This window comes from Allobosea sp. 05L423, assembly GCF_056397745.1.
Window position 1 is genome coordinate 86,682 of the sequence record NZ_JBFTOA010000014.1, and the last position, 15,903, is coordinate 102,584.

The window sequence follows — 15,903 nt, forward strand, 5'->3', positions numbered from 1 at the left end:
CTCAGGCGCTGTCGCGGCTGGGCTTGGCTGCCGCGATCTTCGCAAGCCTGCGAAACGCATCGATATCGAGGATCGTTAGACGTTCGCGCCCAAGCTCGATAACGCCCATCCGCTTCCAGCTCTGGAGCTGGCGGTTCACGGTTTCGCGCGTAATCCGGCTGAGGGACGCCAATTCGTCCTGCGTCGCGTGCACCTCCGCGCCGTAGTCGATCGCGAGCGTGAGGATGCGCCGGGCCAGCCGGGTCGCCGCAGGCAGGAAGGTTGTCTCCTCCATGCGCCGCAGGACGTCGCGCAGCCGCGCGCAAAGAAGCTCGATCAATTGCAACGAAATCGTGGGGTCGGTCGAAAGCAGCTTCATAAAATCCCGGCGGGGCAAAAAGAACATCTCCGTATCCTCCATGGCAACCGCATCCGCCGTTCGCGAGCGACCATCGAGAAGAGCGATTTCACCAAAGATGTCGCCGCCTCCGAGCAGATTGACCGTCATCTGCTGCCCCAGATCATTCGTTGTGCCGATGCGGATCAGGCCGCGACGGATCGCATAGAGGCCGTCGCCCGGATCGCCCTTCAGGAACAGGACCTCTCGCGCCGCCAGATGCCGAGGGCGACAGATGAGCGCGATCTCATCCAGCGTTCCCGGAAGCAAACCCGCGAAGAACGGGTTCACAGCCAGGAGGCTCGCGATGCGAAGAGGCCTATCGTTCATCTGGCGCCCCCCGACATTCGGGTTTCCGGAGCAGCCTGAGGCTATGTGATTCAGCGCACAGAACCTGCAGCGTGAACGGTAGAGAACTCCGTCGCCAAAGGCCGCCGCGACCGCATCCCGCGACCTCGGTGAGAGCCCGACCGAACGGAGCTCAATTGTGCACGACGCTCTGAACCTTTCTCATGCACTCTCAAGCCTAGCAGCTCAGGCTTCGCTGCGCGACCGGACGGCAGAAGTGTCGCCGGCGCCGCCGCCGGCACGCGCCGCCTCAGGTCTGCTTCGTTGGCTGATCCCGGCCCATATCCTATGGCGCAGCGAAGCTGATACGGCCCCTCTCGACGAACACACGTTGAGCGACATCGGGCTGTCTCGGATGGACATGCTCTACAGCGACCCGAAGAAATAGGTCGCAGGCGGCTCATGCCCGCGGTTCCCAGAGGTCGAATGGGCGCTCTTCCAGCCCGGCCCGGAACCTCATCTCGACAGATCGCTCCGCATCGGAAGACAACCGCCAGCGTTTTCGCTTCATGACCCAGGCACCGGTTCGGCAATGCTTGCGGTGGACCTCGCACCGCTCTCATGCCAGCATCCGGGGAGGCTTGATCCATCGTGGTGATCCCGGCCCTTACAGGGCCGGCTTCAGGTGTGAGAGCTTCTGCGAAGATGCAACGTCGTCTGGCCGCCATTCTCTCAGCCGACGTGGTCGGCTACATGCGCCTGAGCGAGGCGGCGGAAGAACCGACGCATCAACGGCTGATGAGCCTGCGCGCCGGCCTGATCGACCCTTGCGTGCGCGAGCATGACGGACAGATCGTCAAGAACACGGGCGACGGATTTCTGGCGACGTTCGATAGCGCGCCCGTGGCAGCCCGTTGCGCCCTGTCTCTCCAGCAGGCGCTTGCGGCAGCAACCGTCGATCAGCCCGCGTCCCTGCGGATCGCATTTCGGATGGGCATTCATCTTGCCGACGTCATCTTCGAGAACGACGACATCTTCGGGGATGGCGTCAATGTCGCGGCCCGGCTGCAATCCTACGCAGAACAGGGTGGGGTCATCGTTTCGGAGGCTGTTTTCGAGCAGCTCGACGTAGCGGAGAGGACGCAGGGCTCCGATATGGGTGAGATCTTCCTGCGCAATCACGAGCGGCCGGTGCGGGTCTTCGCTCTTCGTCCCGAGCCGGGGCATGCTCCCGTACGCAAGATCGGCGAGAGCCACGCCGGGACAGACGCAAGGGCCTCGATTGCCGTCCTGCCGTTCCGCATGAACGGCGCCCGATCGAACAAAGCCTCCATCGCCGATGGTGTGGTCGACTCGATCATTCAGTCGCTGTCGGGCCTCAAGGAACTGTTCGTCATATCGCGCGGGTCGACGCTGGAATTTGGCCGGCAGCGGATCGACCCGGTCACAGTCGGGCGCAAGCTCGGCGTCCGCTACGTCATGGACGGCACCGTCTCGCTGTCCCACAGCCGCGTACGCATCAGCACCGAGCTCATCGCCAACGAGAACGGGGCGGTGGTCAGCGCCGATCACTACGACGGCCAGGTCAACGAGCTGTTCGACCTCCAGGACCGGATCGCACTGGAACTTGTCAGAACTGTCGCGCCCCATGTCCGGGAACGCGAGCTGCGGCGTGCCTTGCGTCAGCACCCGCAGAACATGACCGCCTATGACCTGCTGCTCCAGGCGCTGGACCTGCTCTACAAGATGGACGCCGACAGCTTTGCCCGTGCGCGCGGGCTGCTGCAGCAGGCCATGGCGCTGGACCCGTCCTACGCGCCGCCCTTCACCTACACGGCTCTCTGGCATGTCTTCCGCGTCGGCGAACTCGGCTCGCCCGACCCGGATGGCGATGCGCAGGCAGCGGTCGATCGGGCGCGCGCAGCCATCGAGCGCGACGGAAACGACCCGCTCGCGCTCGCGATCTACGGCCATGTCCAGGCCTACTTCCTGCGCGACGCGATCACCGCACAGCGCTTCCTCGACCGGGCGATCGAGGCCGGGCCGAGCGTGGCGATGGCCTGGACGATGAGCAGCGCCGCACGCGGTTTCGCCGGCGACGGCCCATTGGCCGTCGAGCACGGCGAGACGGGACAGCGTCTCGCCCCCGCCGATCCCTACCGCTTCTGGCATGAGGGCATCCTGGCTCAGGCGCACTACATCAATCGCGACTACGATCAAGCGGTCGGTTGGGCGCGCAGTGCTGTTGCGCATAATCCCTCGATCCGCTTTACTTTACGTACGCTTGCCGCAAGCCTGGTCGCAGCAGGCCGCTCCAGGGAGGCAGCAAGCGCGGCTGATCGCCTTCTCTTGCTCCAGCCCGATTTTAGACTGACACCCTATGCGCCGCGCTGCCCGTTCGCTCCGCCTATTCTGGAGAAATGGATCGGGCACTTACGGGAAGCAGGCCTGCCTGACTGAGCCGACGCCTAACGAGTTTGCCGTAACAGCAACCGTGCGGGGTTCATGCGATGACCGGCAATACGGGCAATACCGGGAACACGGGTAATACCGGCAACACCGGAAACGCGGGCATCAGCGGCGACGCCGGCAACTGGTTCGTGCCCGACAGGGCGGATTTTCCGTTCTCGATGGAATCGACGGCGGCGGGCGGGCGGATCCGGGACCTCAAGAAATCGGTCCATATCCGGCTGGACCCGACGTCCGGACCGGTGAAAAAAGTCCTTTTCACAAATGCTGCCACCGGCGGGGAGCCGGCGACCTTCGCGGATCGCAACTGGGCCGCGCAATGGTATGCCTTCCGGGTGCTGACGGAGTTCGCCGCGACGAGCTGGAACACCGACCAGTTGAACAACGCCCTGGCGGACATCCTGATCGGCTTGAACGGCACGGAAGGGACGGAGACCAGGCAGGCGCGGGAGATCAAGAACCTGCTCGCAGCCGCGCGCGACGAGCGCGCATCGGCGCTGGGCGAAATCCTCGCGCAGGATGGCGAGTTCATCACCACCTTCATGGAAGCGCTGACGATGACGCCGGCCTCCCATCCGCGGACCTTCCGGGTCCTGCACATCGCCAGCCTGGTCGCGTCTTTCAGTGCCCTCTACTACAAGCAGGTTTTCCAGCGCCCGCGTCCATCCTGGGAATGCCCGGCGCTGATGCCCCCGATCCCCGTCCCCGGACATTCATCCTATCCCAGCGGCCATGCCACCCAGGCACATCTCATGGCGGCCTGCATGGAGCACATGTTGAAGATCGTGACTCCGGCATTGCCGCAGGCTGACCAGACCGCCGCGAAAGAAACGCTCATGGCCCTCGCGCGGCGCGTCGCGCGCAATCGCGAGATCGCCGGACTGCATTATCCGAGCGATTCCGCTGCCGGGGCGGCCCTGGCATTGGCGGCTTTCGCCAAATTGTCGAAACACACCGGCACGGGGCAAAACGCAGCTCATTACACGCTTAAATCATTCGGCGAGGCCGTGACGAAGGCCGCCGCCGAATGGAAAGCTGAGTGAGGAGGCGGCAATGGCCAGCCGCTCGCCCCACGGCACGACCAAGCCCCGCCCCCGGAACGGCGCCATCGCGCCCTATCCATTGCCACCGGAGACCTTCAATCCCGCGCATGCGAGCGACGAGGATTTGCAGCGGTTTGGCCTGCCTACCCCGGCGGAATTCAGGGGCAATCCGGCGGCCGCGGCATTTCGCCTGGCTTTCCTGCATCCGCGGCCGAACGCTCCGCCCTTGCAGTTCCTCAGCGTGCTGAAAGCCGCCGATGTGGCTCCGCCCACGGGCATCGTCCGCGTTGCCGCACAAGCCTCCTGGCCGATGCAGAAGAGCATGAACTGGTCGGGCGGTTATGTGACGCCCCGTGACGGCCGCAGTCTCGTCTCCGTCATGGCGAACTGGACTGTGCCCGCGGTCTCCGCGCCGCCCGGCGGAACGGAGCCGGAATACCAGAGTTCGACGTGGATCGGTCTCGACGGGCAGAAGCTCTATCTCGATTCCTCCCTCCCCCAGATCGGGACGCGGCAGCGCTGGCTTACGGGGCCCGCGCCGCATGCCGAGTATTTGAGCTGGTTCCAATGGTGGGCGCGGGGGCAGGATCTCCCGATTCAGGAGCTCGCACTACCTATCGATCCCTATGACGAGATCAGCGCGCTCGTCACCGTGCTCGACGAGACGACGGTGCGCTGCAATCTGAAGAATGTCAGCAAGGGCATCATCCTGCAGGCCTTCGACGCATCGGCGCCAGCGGGTTTGCGCATCAGCGGCGCCAGCGCCGAGTGGATCATGGAACGGCCAAGTCCGATGGGATCGGATGGGTGGGAACCCTACGCCTTTCCCATCTACACGCCTTTCGCCTTCACCCGTTGCGTGGCCGAATCTGCGGAGCCGGAGAAGCCCGATTTGTGGGAACACGACCTCGACAGCACGCGGCTGATCCGGATGTACGAAATCGACCGCAATCCGACGAGCGTCCGAACGATCTCGACCGCCCGCCGCATCCTGGAGCCGCCACAGCGCCTCGAACTGACCCGCGTCGCGCCCTGAGCCGGAGCCCGGACCACTTGCGCGGCGGACGGCGGCAACTACGCCGGTAGAGATAGCAACGCCTCCACCTCCGCAGCAGTCGGCAAGACCGCACCCCGGCGCGTGACCGAAAGCGCCGCCGCGGCGCTCGCATAGTTCAGCAGTTCGCGAACGGACGCGATATCGAGTTCGGCCAGTGCCGCCGGATGCAGCCGGCCGGTTTGCGCGAGCCGCGCCAGCAGCGCCGCGTGGAAGGCATCCCCAGCGCCGACCGTGTCGCAAACCGTGACGAGCCGCCCAGGCACGGAGATCCGTCCGGCAGCCGAGAAGGCCATTGCCCCTCGCTCCCCCTCGGTGATGACGACCAGTTGCGCGCCGAGATCGAGCCAATAGGCGGCGGCTTCGGCGATGGTGATCTGCCCATCCCAGGCGATCCGCACATCTTCCTCGCTGGCCTTGATCAGGTTCGCGGCGCGATAGAAGCGTTCGGCCGCCGCACGCCAGCCCGCCAGCCCGCCGAGCGCCGTCGGTCGCAAATTGGGGTCGACGCTGATGAACCGCCTGCCCTTCTCGCGCTCGGCCAGCGCGGCGAGGCTCGACCCCACCGGCTCGGCCGCCATGGTGTAGGACCCGAAAGCCAGTGCCTCGACGGCCCCGGGAAGCGTCGCAGGCAGATCGGACGGCAGCAGCGAGCGATCCGCGGCACCCTCGCCATGGAAGCTGTAGCTGGGCTGGCCGCTCTCGTTCGTCGCGATGACGGAGAGCGTGCTGAGCCGGTCCGTCCGGACCAGATAACGGCGATCGACTCCTTCCCGCGCCAGGATATCGGCCAGCAGCGAACCGAACGCGTCGCGCGAAATGCCTCCGAGGAATCCGGTTTCGACGCCGAGCCGCGCGAGCCCGATCACGACATTGAACGGTGAACCACCGGGAACCGCCCGCGCCGGCATCTCGCCACGCTCGGGCGCATCGACGAACAGGTCGATCAGTGCCTCGCCACAGACCAGAATCATGATGTTTCCTCAAATGCGACCTGCCGCAATCTACAGCACCTTTGAGAGTGAGAAGCTGAAAGTCGACGCCATGCGCCGCGCGGCACCTTGGTCTCTCTTGACGGCCGCCCCCAATTGCGGCGCTGATGATCGGGTCATTTCGCACACGCCTTCACGCGCTATTCCGGGACCCCTCCGGCGGCATGGCGCAGCCCGCTTTGACGCATCTCTGCCAGATCGAGACGATAAAGCACAAAACTCCGGGCAATCGGACAAGACGGCCCGGTGATGCCGTTGCAGATTGCAGCGCGTCAGGCGCTGCCGATCCGACGACTGGCATCGCGAAGAAATTCGATGGAGCCGATTGCGCCGGCACCGTCGACGCAAGGACCATGTTTGGCACACTGAAGGAGACTGACATGCCATTCGTCACAACCAAGGACGGGGTCGAGATCTTCTATAAGGATTGGGGACCGAAAGACGCCCAGGCCATCATGTTCCACCATGGCTGGCCGCTCTCCTCGGATGACTGGGACGGGCAACTGCTCTTCTTCCTGTCGAAGGGCTATCGCGTCGTCGCGCATGACCGCCGCGGCCATGGCCGCTCCTCCCAGGTCTGGGAGGGGCATGACATGGATCACTATGCGGCGGATGCCTCGGCGGTCGCGCAGCATCTCGATCTCAGGAACGCGGTCCATATCGGCCATTCCACCGGCGGCGGCGAGGTTGCACGCTATGTCGCCAGGCATGGCGAGCCGCAGGGGCGCGTCGCCAAGGCGGTGCTCGTCAGCGCCGTGCCGCCTCTGATGGTCAAGACCGACAACAACCCCGGCGGCCTGCCGCTGGAGGTTTTCGACGGCTTCCGCAAGGCGCTCGCCGACAACCGGGCACAGTTCTTCCTCGACGTCCCAACCGGCCCCTTCTACGGCTTCAACCGGCCGGGCGCGAAGGTCGATCAGGGCGTCATCCGGAACTGGTGGCGCCAGGGCATGGAGGGCAGCGCCAAGGCCCATTACGACGGGATCAAGGCCTTCTCCGAGACCGATCAGACCGAGGATCTCAAGGCAATCAGCGTGCCGGCCCTCGTCCTGCATGGCGAGGACGACCAGATCGTGCCGATCGGCGCCGCCGCGCACGAGTCGATCAAGCACCTCAAGAACGGCAAGCTGAAGACCTATCCGGGCTTCAGCCACGGCATGCTGACCGTGAATGCCGACGTGCTCAACGCCGATCTGCTTGCCTTCGTGCAGAGCTGACACCGAGCCTGCGGCTGGTCGATCTCGGCCCGCCGCAGGCCGGCACCGGCAAGCCTCGCCGTGCTTCAGTCTGCGGTATCTTCACGGGCCTCCCGGCGGCCCCGGAAAAGGCGCCACAACGAACGCCCGATAGGCTTGGACGTGAGATGGGCTCCAGCGGGGCGGCGTTCGAGCGTGATCTTCTGTTCGTGATAGTCTTCCAGCCCCGGGCGGTGCCCGACGCTGATGAGCGTCGCATCGGCCAGTTCGCCGTCGAACAGCCCGAGCAGCACTTCCTGGCTCTCCTCGTCGAGCGCGGACGTCGCCTCGTCCATGACGATGATGTCAGGCTTCTGGATCAGCAGGCGCGCAAAGGCGACGCGCTGGCGCTCTCCCCCCGAAAGGATGCGGTCCCAATCGTCTTCCTCGTCGAGCCGCCTGGAGAGATAGCCTAGGCCACAGCGCTGCAGCGCTCCGGTCATCGTCTCTTCGTCGACCGGGCGCTCCGAAGCCGGGTAGAGCAGGATCGAGCGCAACGTCCCGCGCGGCAGATACGGCTTTTGCGGGACGAAGGCGATCGATTGCCCTGCGGGCACGCGGATCGAGCCTGATCCCCAGGGCCAGAGCCCGGCCAATGCCCGGATGATCGTGCTCTTGCCGGAGCCGCTCTCCCCGACGATCAGAACCTTCGCACCGCGCTCGATGGCGACAGTCGCATCCGCGACGACGATACGGCCATTGCTATGGGCCAGCGACAAATTCTCGATATGGATCGCCTCGTCCTCGCTCTCCCCGAGTTCGATCTGCGTATCCGCCTCCATGATCGTGCCGACATCGAGCGCCTGCAGCTCCTCGACCAGTTCGTCGACGCGCGTGACGGAGGCGAACCACTCCGCCAGCCTGACGAAATTGTCGACGAACCAGATTAGCGCCGCCTGAACCGCACTGAAGGCCGCCACGACCTGCACGACCGCGCCGAGCGTCACGGATCCCGCCAGGAATTTGGGCGCGATGAGCAGAAGCGGCACGATCGGGAACAAGGCTCCGTTGGTATTGAGCACGAGGGCGATGATGCCTTGCTGGCGGATGATCCCGAGCCAGGCGGTGACGACGCGCCGATAGTTCTGGCCGGCCGTGCTCAACTCGTCGGCATCGCCGCGGATCAGCGCGATGCTTTCGGCATTCTCGCGCAGCCGTGTCATCTCGGCCCGGAACTGGGCTTCCATCTCGTTCTTGTGCGAGACGAGACCCACGAGCGGCCTGCCGTTCAGATAGGCCGCGAGCGAGGCGATCGCCGCATAGAGCACGGCAGCGAAGGCCATATAGCTCGGAATCACGACCGTGACGGTTCCCAGCGTCACCTCGGCCGAGCCCGCGACCTGCCAGAGGATGGCGGCGAAGGTCGCCGCCGTGATGAAGGCGCTGATCAGCCCGATCGCCAACTCGACCAGTGGCTCGATCGAGAGGCGAACATCCTCGGCGATCCTGTATTCCGGCGCCGTCAGCTTCTTGGTCAGGAACCCCAGGCGGTAATAGCGCTGATCGGCGATCCACCAGCCCGAGACGCGCCGGGTCAGATTCTCGCGCCAGCGCGTCTGGAGCAGCATGCGGCAGACCACAAGTCCCGACACCGACAGGGTCGATGCCACGACCAGAAGAGGCAGCCATCCCGTCGCCGACCATACGCCCGGGACGTCGCGCTTCTCGAGCGCATCGAAGAACAGGCGGTTCCATTCGTTAATGCCGACCGCGCTCGCCGTTTGCGCGGCAATGAAGAGCAGTACGGCGGCCGTCAGCCCCCAGGCCCGCCAGCGCGTCTCCCGGTCGCTCCAGTAGCGGAGGGCGACCCGAAAGAACTGGCGCATGCGTGAACGCTGGGAGGGAGGCGGAGCGTCGGTCATCTGCTGTCCCGCCCCGCGGAGGTCACGAACAATGTTTGGCGGCAAGGCGGGCGCGTTATCGCTCAAGCCCAATGCGCAAAGGGAGCGTCCTTGCAGCGGCGCAGGCGCGTTCTGCCCGGCGTCTCGAACGTCTCGCCATCGACGCGCGCAAGCGATGTTCCGTCGAGGAGGGTAAAGCGCGCGATCCCGTTTGCGTCAGACCACACCGCGACGACATATCGGTTCCCGTCGGAATCCTGGCATCGTTCATATCGCGCCGGAGTGACGCGGACGTCCGAACGGCGCAATTCCATCGCTCTCGAAGGCATGTCGAAACTTCTCCCGCTGCCTGCCTAAACGGTGAAGCCGCAGGCGGGGTTCCATGCCGGATGGTCGGAGCCGGTCGGTCGCGATGGAGCGAAATGAGGACCGGCGGCCGCGCATGCCTGCACCGGCAAGCTTGATCGCGCGTCTTCGAGCCGCGCGGCTTCAGCGTCCTTCCGGCTTTTCCAGCACTTCGGCCATGGCCTGATAGCCGCGCGCCCTGGCGTGCCGCAGCGGCGTGACGCCCTGCCCGTCCGCGATGGAGCGATCTGCTCCCGCGGCGAGCAGAGCACGGGCCGTCTCGACATGGCGTGGCCCGCCCGTCGCCCAGCACCACCGACTCCATCAGAGCGGTCCAGCCGAGATTGTTGATATGGTCGAGCGGCGCCCCGGCCTCGATCAGCGCGCGAACGACGCGATCATGGCCGAGATGCGCGGCCGCGATCAGCGCCGTGCCGTCATAGCGGCTGGTGATGAGCTTGGCCGAAGAGCCGGACGCCAGCAGCGCCTTCACCATCGGCACGTCGTCGCGCACCGCCGCGATCGTCACCGCGTCATAGCGCTGGTCATCGAGCAGTCCGGGCTTCGCGCCGGATGCGATCAGGAGGCGCGCCGCCTCGGCCCGGCCCTGGAAGGCCGCGACATGCAGCGGCGTGCGGCCATTGCCGTCGCGTGCGTCGAAATCGCTCCCCGCTGCGGCAAGCTGGCGGATGGCCGCGGCGTTGCCGGTCACGGCCGCCGCGTGCAAGCCGCGATAGGCTGCCAGCTCCGCCGGGCTCGGCGCCGTCTGCGCTTCGGCCTGACCCGAGCAGACGACGGCAAGGAGCGCCAGGGCGCCCAGCAGCATTCTCGGCATGGCCGTACTCCTCGAACGACAAGGCAGGCGGCCGCGCGAGCGGCCACCTGCCTGGCGATGACCGAAAGGCCGGGCTCAGCGCAGCTTCGCCTTCACCTTCTCGATGCCGGCATTGGCGCATTCCTCATCGAGATGGCCGCCGGGCGCTCCGCCGACGCCGACGGCACCGATCACCTCGTCGCCGACCTTGACCGGCACGCCGCCGCCGAGCAGCAGGAAGCCCTCGATCGAGGCCATGTGGCGCGCGGCCGGGTTCTTCTCGGCGCCCTCGGCGATCGCGCTGGTGACGTTGCGGGCCGAAGCCGCGGTGTAGGCCTTTTCGCGGCTTGCCGAGACGGTGTGCGGGCCGGCCCGGTCGGCGCGAAGCACGGCCCGGACAACGCCGGCGCGGTCGACGACCGTGGCGGTGACGTTGAAGTTCTTGGCAGCGCAGGCGTCGACGGTCGCCTGGGCGATTTCCTGCGCGACGGCGAGCGGCATGTTGCGCTCCTGCAGGACCTGGGCGCCGGCGACGGCCGGAATGATAGCGAGCGCTGCGGCGGCGGCAAAAACGACCTTGGACATGATCTCTCCGATGCGGGGCATGGGCGAGCCCTGAGCTCGACTGGGACCAAGCTACCGAACCGCGCAGCGAAAAAAGATCGGTGCGGCGCCGGAGACCTCTCCGTAATCCTACGGAGAGGTCTGCAAGCGCGGTCTGGTCAGCGGACCTGTTGAGCCGCTACCCTTCGAGGGCGATACGGACCATCTCGGCCACCGAGCCGGCGCCCAGCTTCTCGGCGATATTGGCGCGGTGGGTCTCGATCGTGCGCGGAGAGACGTCGAGCGCGCGGGCGATTTCCTTGGTCGAAAGACCATCGGCGACGAGGTCGAGGATCTCGCGCTCGCGCTGTGTCAGCTTCGCCAGCAGCGCCTCTCGCCCGGCACGCGCGGCCTGCGTCCGCCAGTGTTCGTCCAGCGCCGCGAAACCCGCCTCGATCGCCTCGAGCAGCACCTGCTCGTCGATCGGCTTGGTGAGGAAGTCGACGGCGCCGGCTTTGAAGGCGCGACGGCAGGCGGCGACATCGCCATGGCCGGTGATGATGACGGTGGGCATTCGCTCGACCTCGGCCGCCATGCGCTCCAGCAATTGCAGGCCGGATGTCCCGGGCATGCGGATATCGGCGACGACGCAGCCGTCCGGGCGCGCGTTCGGGCGCTCCAGGAAGGCCTGGACACTGGCGAAGGGCTTTGCCGCGAAGCCCATGGTGCGCAGCAAGAGCGCGAGCGCGTCGCGGACATCGACATCGTCGTCGATCAGATAGACCATGCGGGCGGCAGGCTTCATTCGGCCGCGATCCCCTGCTCGCCGGCGAGAGCCGGAAAGCGAACCGTGAACACAGCGCCCCGACCGGCGTCGCTGCGCACTGATATGCGCCCGCCAGCCGACTCGACCAGGCGCTCGCAGAGCGGCAGGCCGAGCCCCATGCCGCCGTTCTTGGTGGTGAAGAACGGCTCGAACAGCCGCTCCAGATCTGCCTCCGCGATCCCCGGACCGGTATCGCTCACGGCGATCTCGGCCTCGTGCTCGACGAGGCGGGTCGCGAGTGTGATCTCGCGCCGGCCTCCGGAATTGCTCTCCATGGCCTCGGCCGCGTTGCGGACGAGGTTGTGCACCACTTGCTCGATCGCGACCCGATCGACCCGCGCCTGCAGCGGCGACGGGCTGAGTTCCAATCGCAGAGCGATTCCGCGCTCCCGCAGGTCGCGCTGGGTCAGGGCGACGACGTTGCGGACGATCCGGTTAAGGTCGTGCGGCTGCGGCTGGGGCTCGCGGCGGGTCACATAGGCCCGCAGCCGCTCCAGGATCTCGCCGGCGCGCCGCGCGTGCCGCACATTCGCTTCGAGGACGCCGATCAGCTCGTCCGGCTTCGCCGCCCCGGAGCGCGCAAGCCGCAGGCCCGCCTGGCTCTGGCTCAGGATCGCCGTGAGCGGCTGGGTGATTTCATGGGCGATGCCGGACGCCATCTCGCCGACCGTGTTCACGCGCATCGCATGGGCCAGTCGCGCATCCTGTTGGTGCAGGCGCATGGCCTCGCGCGCCCGCTGGCTGGCGCGCCGTTCGCGCAGCACCGCCAGAAGGAGCAGCACGGCGAGCCCCGAAGCCACCGGCCAGCCGATCAGCAGCGCAGGCGGCAGGATCTCGGCGAAGGCCGGCCGCCGCTCCAGCGTCAGGACGAGCGGCTGGGAGCGGCTGCCCAGTGCCCGCTCGAAGGCGAGCTCAGGCATCGCCATGCCGGGCGGACGCTCCCTTCCCTGCTGGACGATCACGGCCCCGGAGCTATTGCGAAGCGTAAGCGCGGTCTCCTCCGGCAAGCCACTCTCCGGCTCGGCCATGCGCGTGGCGTCGATGACGAGAACCAGCGCCCGCGGCTCGGAACCGTTATCCGGTACACGTTTGACGAGGGCGTAGAAGGGCTTTCCCCCGCGGCTGGGCAGCGTGCTGGCTTGCCCCGGCGAAAGCTCCCGGATGCGCGCCGCGAGCGCGGCCGGATCGAAATCCTTGAGGTTTTCGACGGCTTTCCCGTCGAGCCCCTCCGGTGGAGCGCCAGATCCTGCCAGCTCGACGGCCGCGATACGCGGATAGAAGCGCTGCATTGCCTCGACGACCGCCCGGAACGTGGCGGAGTCCGCGGTCGAACTCGCCAGTACCGCCGCCAGGCTGGTGAGATGCGCGTCATGTTGCTCGGCGCGTTGCGAGATCACGCGATGAAGCGTCGTCCCCTCGCGCTGGAGCGCATCACGCGCACGAATGGCTTCGATCGCCGCTCCCAGTCCCAGGCCGGCGAGCGCGAGCGGAATCCACAGCAGCAGGAATCTGGCGAGTCGGGATTTCAAGGGCACGATCCGGTTCGCCCCGAGCCTACTGCGCCAGCCTGGTGCCGTCACCGTGCTCTGTCATCACGCGATGCGCGGAAGGTCTTGCCGCGGCAACCGCAGCTCAATAGGCTCCCTTCCGACGCGCCGATGACAGGCGCGCACCAGGGGAAACGCCTATGCCAAAAATGTTCAGCAAGCTGGCCGCGCTCGGTCTCGCCGCGGCCGCCTTTTCCGTGTTCGCCGCTCCTGCCTCGGCGCAAGCGACGCTCGAGGCTGTGAAGAAGCGCGGCAAAATTCTCTGCGGCGTCTCCCCGACGGCTCCGGGCTTCTCCTATGCCGACGACAAGGGCGTCCGTCAGGGCTTCGACAGCGATATCTGCCGCGCCATTTCGTCCGCCATCTTCGGTGTGCCGGACAAGGTCGATTTCGTTCCGCTCAACACCAATGTGCGCTTCCAGGGCCTGCAATCGGGCGAGGTCGACATCCTGTCGCGCCAGACGACGATGACCTTCTCGCGCGACACCTCGCTCGGGCTCGATTTCGCGCCGGTCGTCTTCTATGACGGCCAGGGGCTGATGGTTTCGAGCAAGCTCGGCGTGAAGAGCGCGGCTGAGCTGTCGCAGTCGGCCGTCTGCATCCTGCCCGGCACGACGACGCTCCAGAACCTCGAAGACTACTTCAAGCCGCGCAACATCAAGTACGAGGCGGTCGTCTTCGAGAATCCCGACGAGTGGCGCAACGCCTTCTTCTCCGGCCGCTGCGACGTCATCACCACCGACCGCTCGGACCTGGCCTCGGTGCGCGCGATCGCGAACGACCCGAAGCAATACGTCATCCTGCCCGAGACGATCTCGAAGGAACCGCTCGCTCCCGTCGTCCGCCAGAACGACAGCAATTGGCGCGATATCGTCTCCTGGACGGTCAACGCCCTGATCGCGGCCGAGGAATACGGCATCACCAAGGCCAATATCGACGAGCAGCTCAAGAGCAAGGATCCCGAGATCCAGCGCCTGCTCGGCGTCAACGGCGATCTCGGCAAGATGCTGAACCTCGACAACAAATGGGCCTACAACGCCATCAAGCAGCTCGGCAATTACGGCGAGCTCTTCGAGCGTCACCTCGGCGAGAAGACCCCGCTCGGCCTCACCCGCGGCCCGAACCAGCTCTGGACCAAGGGCGGACTGCTCTACTCCCCGCCCTTCCGGTGACCCCGGCCATCGCATCGGACCGGAAAGTGGCTTCCGCTTTTCGGAAAATCCGATGCAATACCAAATAAATAGATCGCCGTCGTCGCGTCCGGTGGGACGCGCGGCGATCTGGCGTTCCCTCGATTGACCTGAGACGCACCGGCCGCGGCGCGCGGCCGGTGCGTCTCCAGCACGGAACAGCCCGATGGCCTCTCCAGCATCCAGCCCCCTGCGGCTCATTTACGACGTGCGCGTGCGCGCCGTGCTCTACCAGGTCGTGGCCGTCGTCCTCGTCGTCGGGATCGGCCTCTATCTCTTCGGCACTGTCTCGCGGAAGCTCGCCGAACAGAACATCGCGACGGGATTCGCCTACCTCTCGCGGCCGGCCGGTTTCGTCATCAGCCAGTCCTTCATCAGCTACGAATCCAGCGACAGCTACGGCCGCGCCATTCTCGTCGGGCTGCTCAACACGGTCTGGGTCTCGATCTTCGCCGTCATCCTGTCGACGGTGCTCGGCCTGATCGTCGGCATTGCCCGGCTGTCGCGCAATCCGCTCCTGTCCTTCCTCGCCCTGATCTATGTCGAGGCGCTGCGCAATGTGCCGCTGCTGCTCTACCTCTTCCTCTGGTATGCGCTGATCGTCGCGGTCTTCCCGCCAGTGCGGGATGCCTGGCAGATCCTGCCCGACGTCTTCCTGAGCAACGGCGGCCTGATCGTACCCTCGCTGCGCTGGTCCGCAGCCCATACCGGCGTGCTCGCCTCCGTCGCAGTCGGCGTCGCGCTCGCCTTCGTCGTCGCGTCCATCCTGCGGCGCCACCGGGTCGTGTCCGGCCACGCCCGGGCCGCCTGGCCCTTCGTGCTGCTTGCCCTCTTCGCGCCGCCGCTGATCGGCCTGCTGCTGTTCCAGCCGGACCTCGTGGTGAACTGGCCGGAAAAAGGGCGCTTCCGCATTACCGGGGGCCTGCAGGTCACGCCCGAATTCACCGCGCTTCTGGTCGGGCTCGGCCTGTCGGCTTCCGCCGGCATCGCCGAGATCGTCCGCGCCGGCATCCTCGCGGTCGGCCGCGGCCAGTGGGAGGCCGCGCGTGCCGTCGGCCTGCACGACCGCCAGACGATGCGGCTCGTCGTGCTGCCGCAAGCGCTGCGCGTGATCATTCCGCCGCTGACGAGCTCCTATCTCTCGACCTTCAAGAACTCCTCGCTCGCCATCGCGATCGGCTATCCCGATCTGGTGATGGTCTCCAACACGACCATGAACCAGACCGGGCAGGCCATCGAGGGCATTGCGATCTTCATGCTGGTCTATCTCAGTCTGTCGATCACGATCTCGCTGCTCATGAACTGGTACAACGCGCGCGTCGCGCTGGTGGAGCGCTGAG

14 protein-coding genes are annotated in these 15,903 nt (G+C 66.3%); 7 read left to right on the forward strand and 7 right to left on the reverse strand.

Annotated elements, in window-relative coordinates:
- Position 1 precedes the first annotated feature (1 nt).
- Complete coding sequence (locus AC1DNE_RS23265) at positions 2 to 667, reverse strand: Crp/Fnr family transcriptional regulator (protein WP_441469119.1); 666 nt, start codon at positions 665 to 667, stop codon at positions 2 to 4.
- Positions 668 to 863: 196 nt separating this feature from the next.
- Here AC1DNE_RS23265 and AC1DNE_RS23270 point away from each other — a divergent pair, with 196 nt between their 5' ends.
- The 4 genes from AC1DNE_RS23270 (at position 864) to AC1DNE_RS23285 (ending at position 5,212) form a co-directional block, all read left to right on the forward strand.
- Positions 864 to 1,112: a hypothetical protein gene (locus tag AC1DNE_RS23270; RefSeq protein WP_476841201.1), complete on the forward strand. Its 249-nt coding sequence runs from the start codon at positions 864 to 866 to the stop codon at positions 1,110 to 1,112.
- Between the two features lie 257 nt (positions 1,113 to 1,369).
- The gene (locus AC1DNE_RS23275) at positions 1,370 to 3,124 is read left to right on the forward strand and encodes an adenylate/guanylate cyclase domain-containing protein (RefSeq protein ID WP_441469120.1); all 1,755 of its coding nucleotides are present in this window, start codon (positions 1,370 to 1,372) and stop codon (positions 3,122 to 3,124) included.
- 50 nt (positions 3,125 to 3,174) lie between these two features.
- A complete protein-coding gene (locus AC1DNE_RS23280) occupies positions 3,175 to 4,176 on the forward strand; it encodes a phosphatase PAP2 family protein (protein ID WP_441469121.1) in 1,002 nt (333 codons plus the stop codon).
- A 10-nt stretch (positions 4,177 to 4,186) separates the two neighbouring features.
- Positions 4,187 to 5,212, forward strand: coding sequence for a G1 family glutamic endopeptidase (locus AC1DNE_RS23285; RefSeq protein WP_441469122.1), 1,026 nt, complete (start codon positions 4,187 to 4,189; stop codon positions 5,210 to 5,212).
- 38 nt (positions 5,213 to 5,250) lie between these two features.
- Here the strand turns inward: AC1DNE_RS23285 and AC1DNE_RS23290 are convergent, their stop codons facing one another.
- Positions 5,251 to 6,204, reverse strand: coding sequence for a carbohydrate kinase family protein (locus AC1DNE_RS23290; protein WP_441469123.1), 954 nt, complete (start codon positions 6,202 to 6,204; stop codon positions 5,251 to 5,253).
- A gap of 398 nt (positions 6,205 to 6,602) precedes the next feature.
- On the opposite strand from AC1DNE_RS23290, the gene AC1DNE_RS23295 reads away from it, so the two are divergent.
- On the forward strand, positions 6,603 to 7,439 hold the full coding sequence (locus tag AC1DNE_RS23295; protein WP_441469124.1) for an alpha/beta fold hydrolase: 837 nt from the start codon (positions 6,603 to 6,605) through the stop codon (positions 7,437 to 7,439).
- A 65-nt stretch (positions 7,440 to 7,504) separates the two neighbouring features.
- On the opposite strand, the gene AC1DNE_RS23300 is transcribed toward AC1DNE_RS23295, so the two are convergent.
- From AC1DNE_RS23300 to AC1DNE_RS23320, 5 genes are all read right to left on the reverse strand, one after another.
- Positions 7,505 to 9,319, reverse strand: a complete 1,815-nt coding sequence (locus tag AC1DNE_RS23300) for an ABC transporter ATP-binding protein/permease (protein WP_476765352.1) — start codon at positions 9,317 to 9,319, stop codon at positions 7,505 to 7,507.
- Between the two features lie 55 nt (positions 9,320 to 9,374).
- Positions 9,375 to 10,478: an ankyrin repeat domain-containing protein gene (locus AC1DNE_RS23305; RefSeq protein ID WP_476765353.1), complete on the reverse strand. Its 1,104-nt coding sequence runs from the start codon at positions 10,476 to 10,478 to the stop codon at positions 9,375 to 9,377.
- A gap of 75 nt (positions 10,479 to 10,553) precedes the next feature.
- Positions 10,554 to 11,042 carry a GlcG/HbpS family heme-binding protein gene (locus AC1DNE_RS23310; protein WP_476765354.1) on the reverse strand — a complete coding sequence of 163 codons (489 nt, stop codon included), beginning with the start codon at positions 11,040 to 11,042 and terminating at the stop codon, positions 10,554 to 10,556.
- Between the two features lie 157 nt (positions 11,043 to 11,199).
- Positions 11,200 to 11,805 carry a response regulator transcription factor gene (locus AC1DNE_RS23315; RefSeq protein WP_476765355.1) on the reverse strand — a complete coding sequence of 202 codons (606 nt, stop codon included), beginning with the start codon at positions 11,803 to 11,805 and terminating at the stop codon, positions 11,200 to 11,202.
- The gene (locus tag AC1DNE_RS23320; protein WP_476841202.1) at positions 11,802 to 13,355 is read right to left on the reverse strand and encodes a sensor histidine kinase; all 1,554 of its coding nucleotides are present in this window, start codon (positions 13,353 to 13,355) and stop codon (positions 11,802 to 11,804) included. The genes AC1DNE_RS23315 and AC1DNE_RS23320 overlap by 4 nt, the downstream gene beginning before the upstream one ends.
- Before the next feature lie 167 nt (positions 13,356 to 13,522).
- Between AC1DNE_RS23320 and AC1DNE_RS23325 the strand changes: the two genes are divergently transcribed.
- Both AC1DNE_RS23325 and AC1DNE_RS23330 read left to right on the forward strand, forming a co-directional pair.
- The gene (locus AC1DNE_RS23325) at positions 13,523 to 14,545 is read left to right on the forward strand and encodes an amino acid ABC transporter substrate-binding protein (RefSeq protein ID WP_476765422.1); all 1,023 of its coding nucleotides are present in this window, start codon (positions 13,523 to 13,525) and stop codon (positions 14,543 to 14,545) included.
- 184 nt (positions 14,546 to 14,729) lie between these two features.
- Positions 14,730 to 15,902 carry an amino acid ABC transporter permease gene (locus AC1DNE_RS23330; protein WP_441469130.1) on the forward strand — a complete coding sequence of 391 codons (1,173 nt, stop codon included), beginning with the start codon at positions 14,730 to 14,732 and terminating at the stop codon, positions 15,900 to 15,902.
- Position 15,903: the final 1 nt, after the last annotated feature.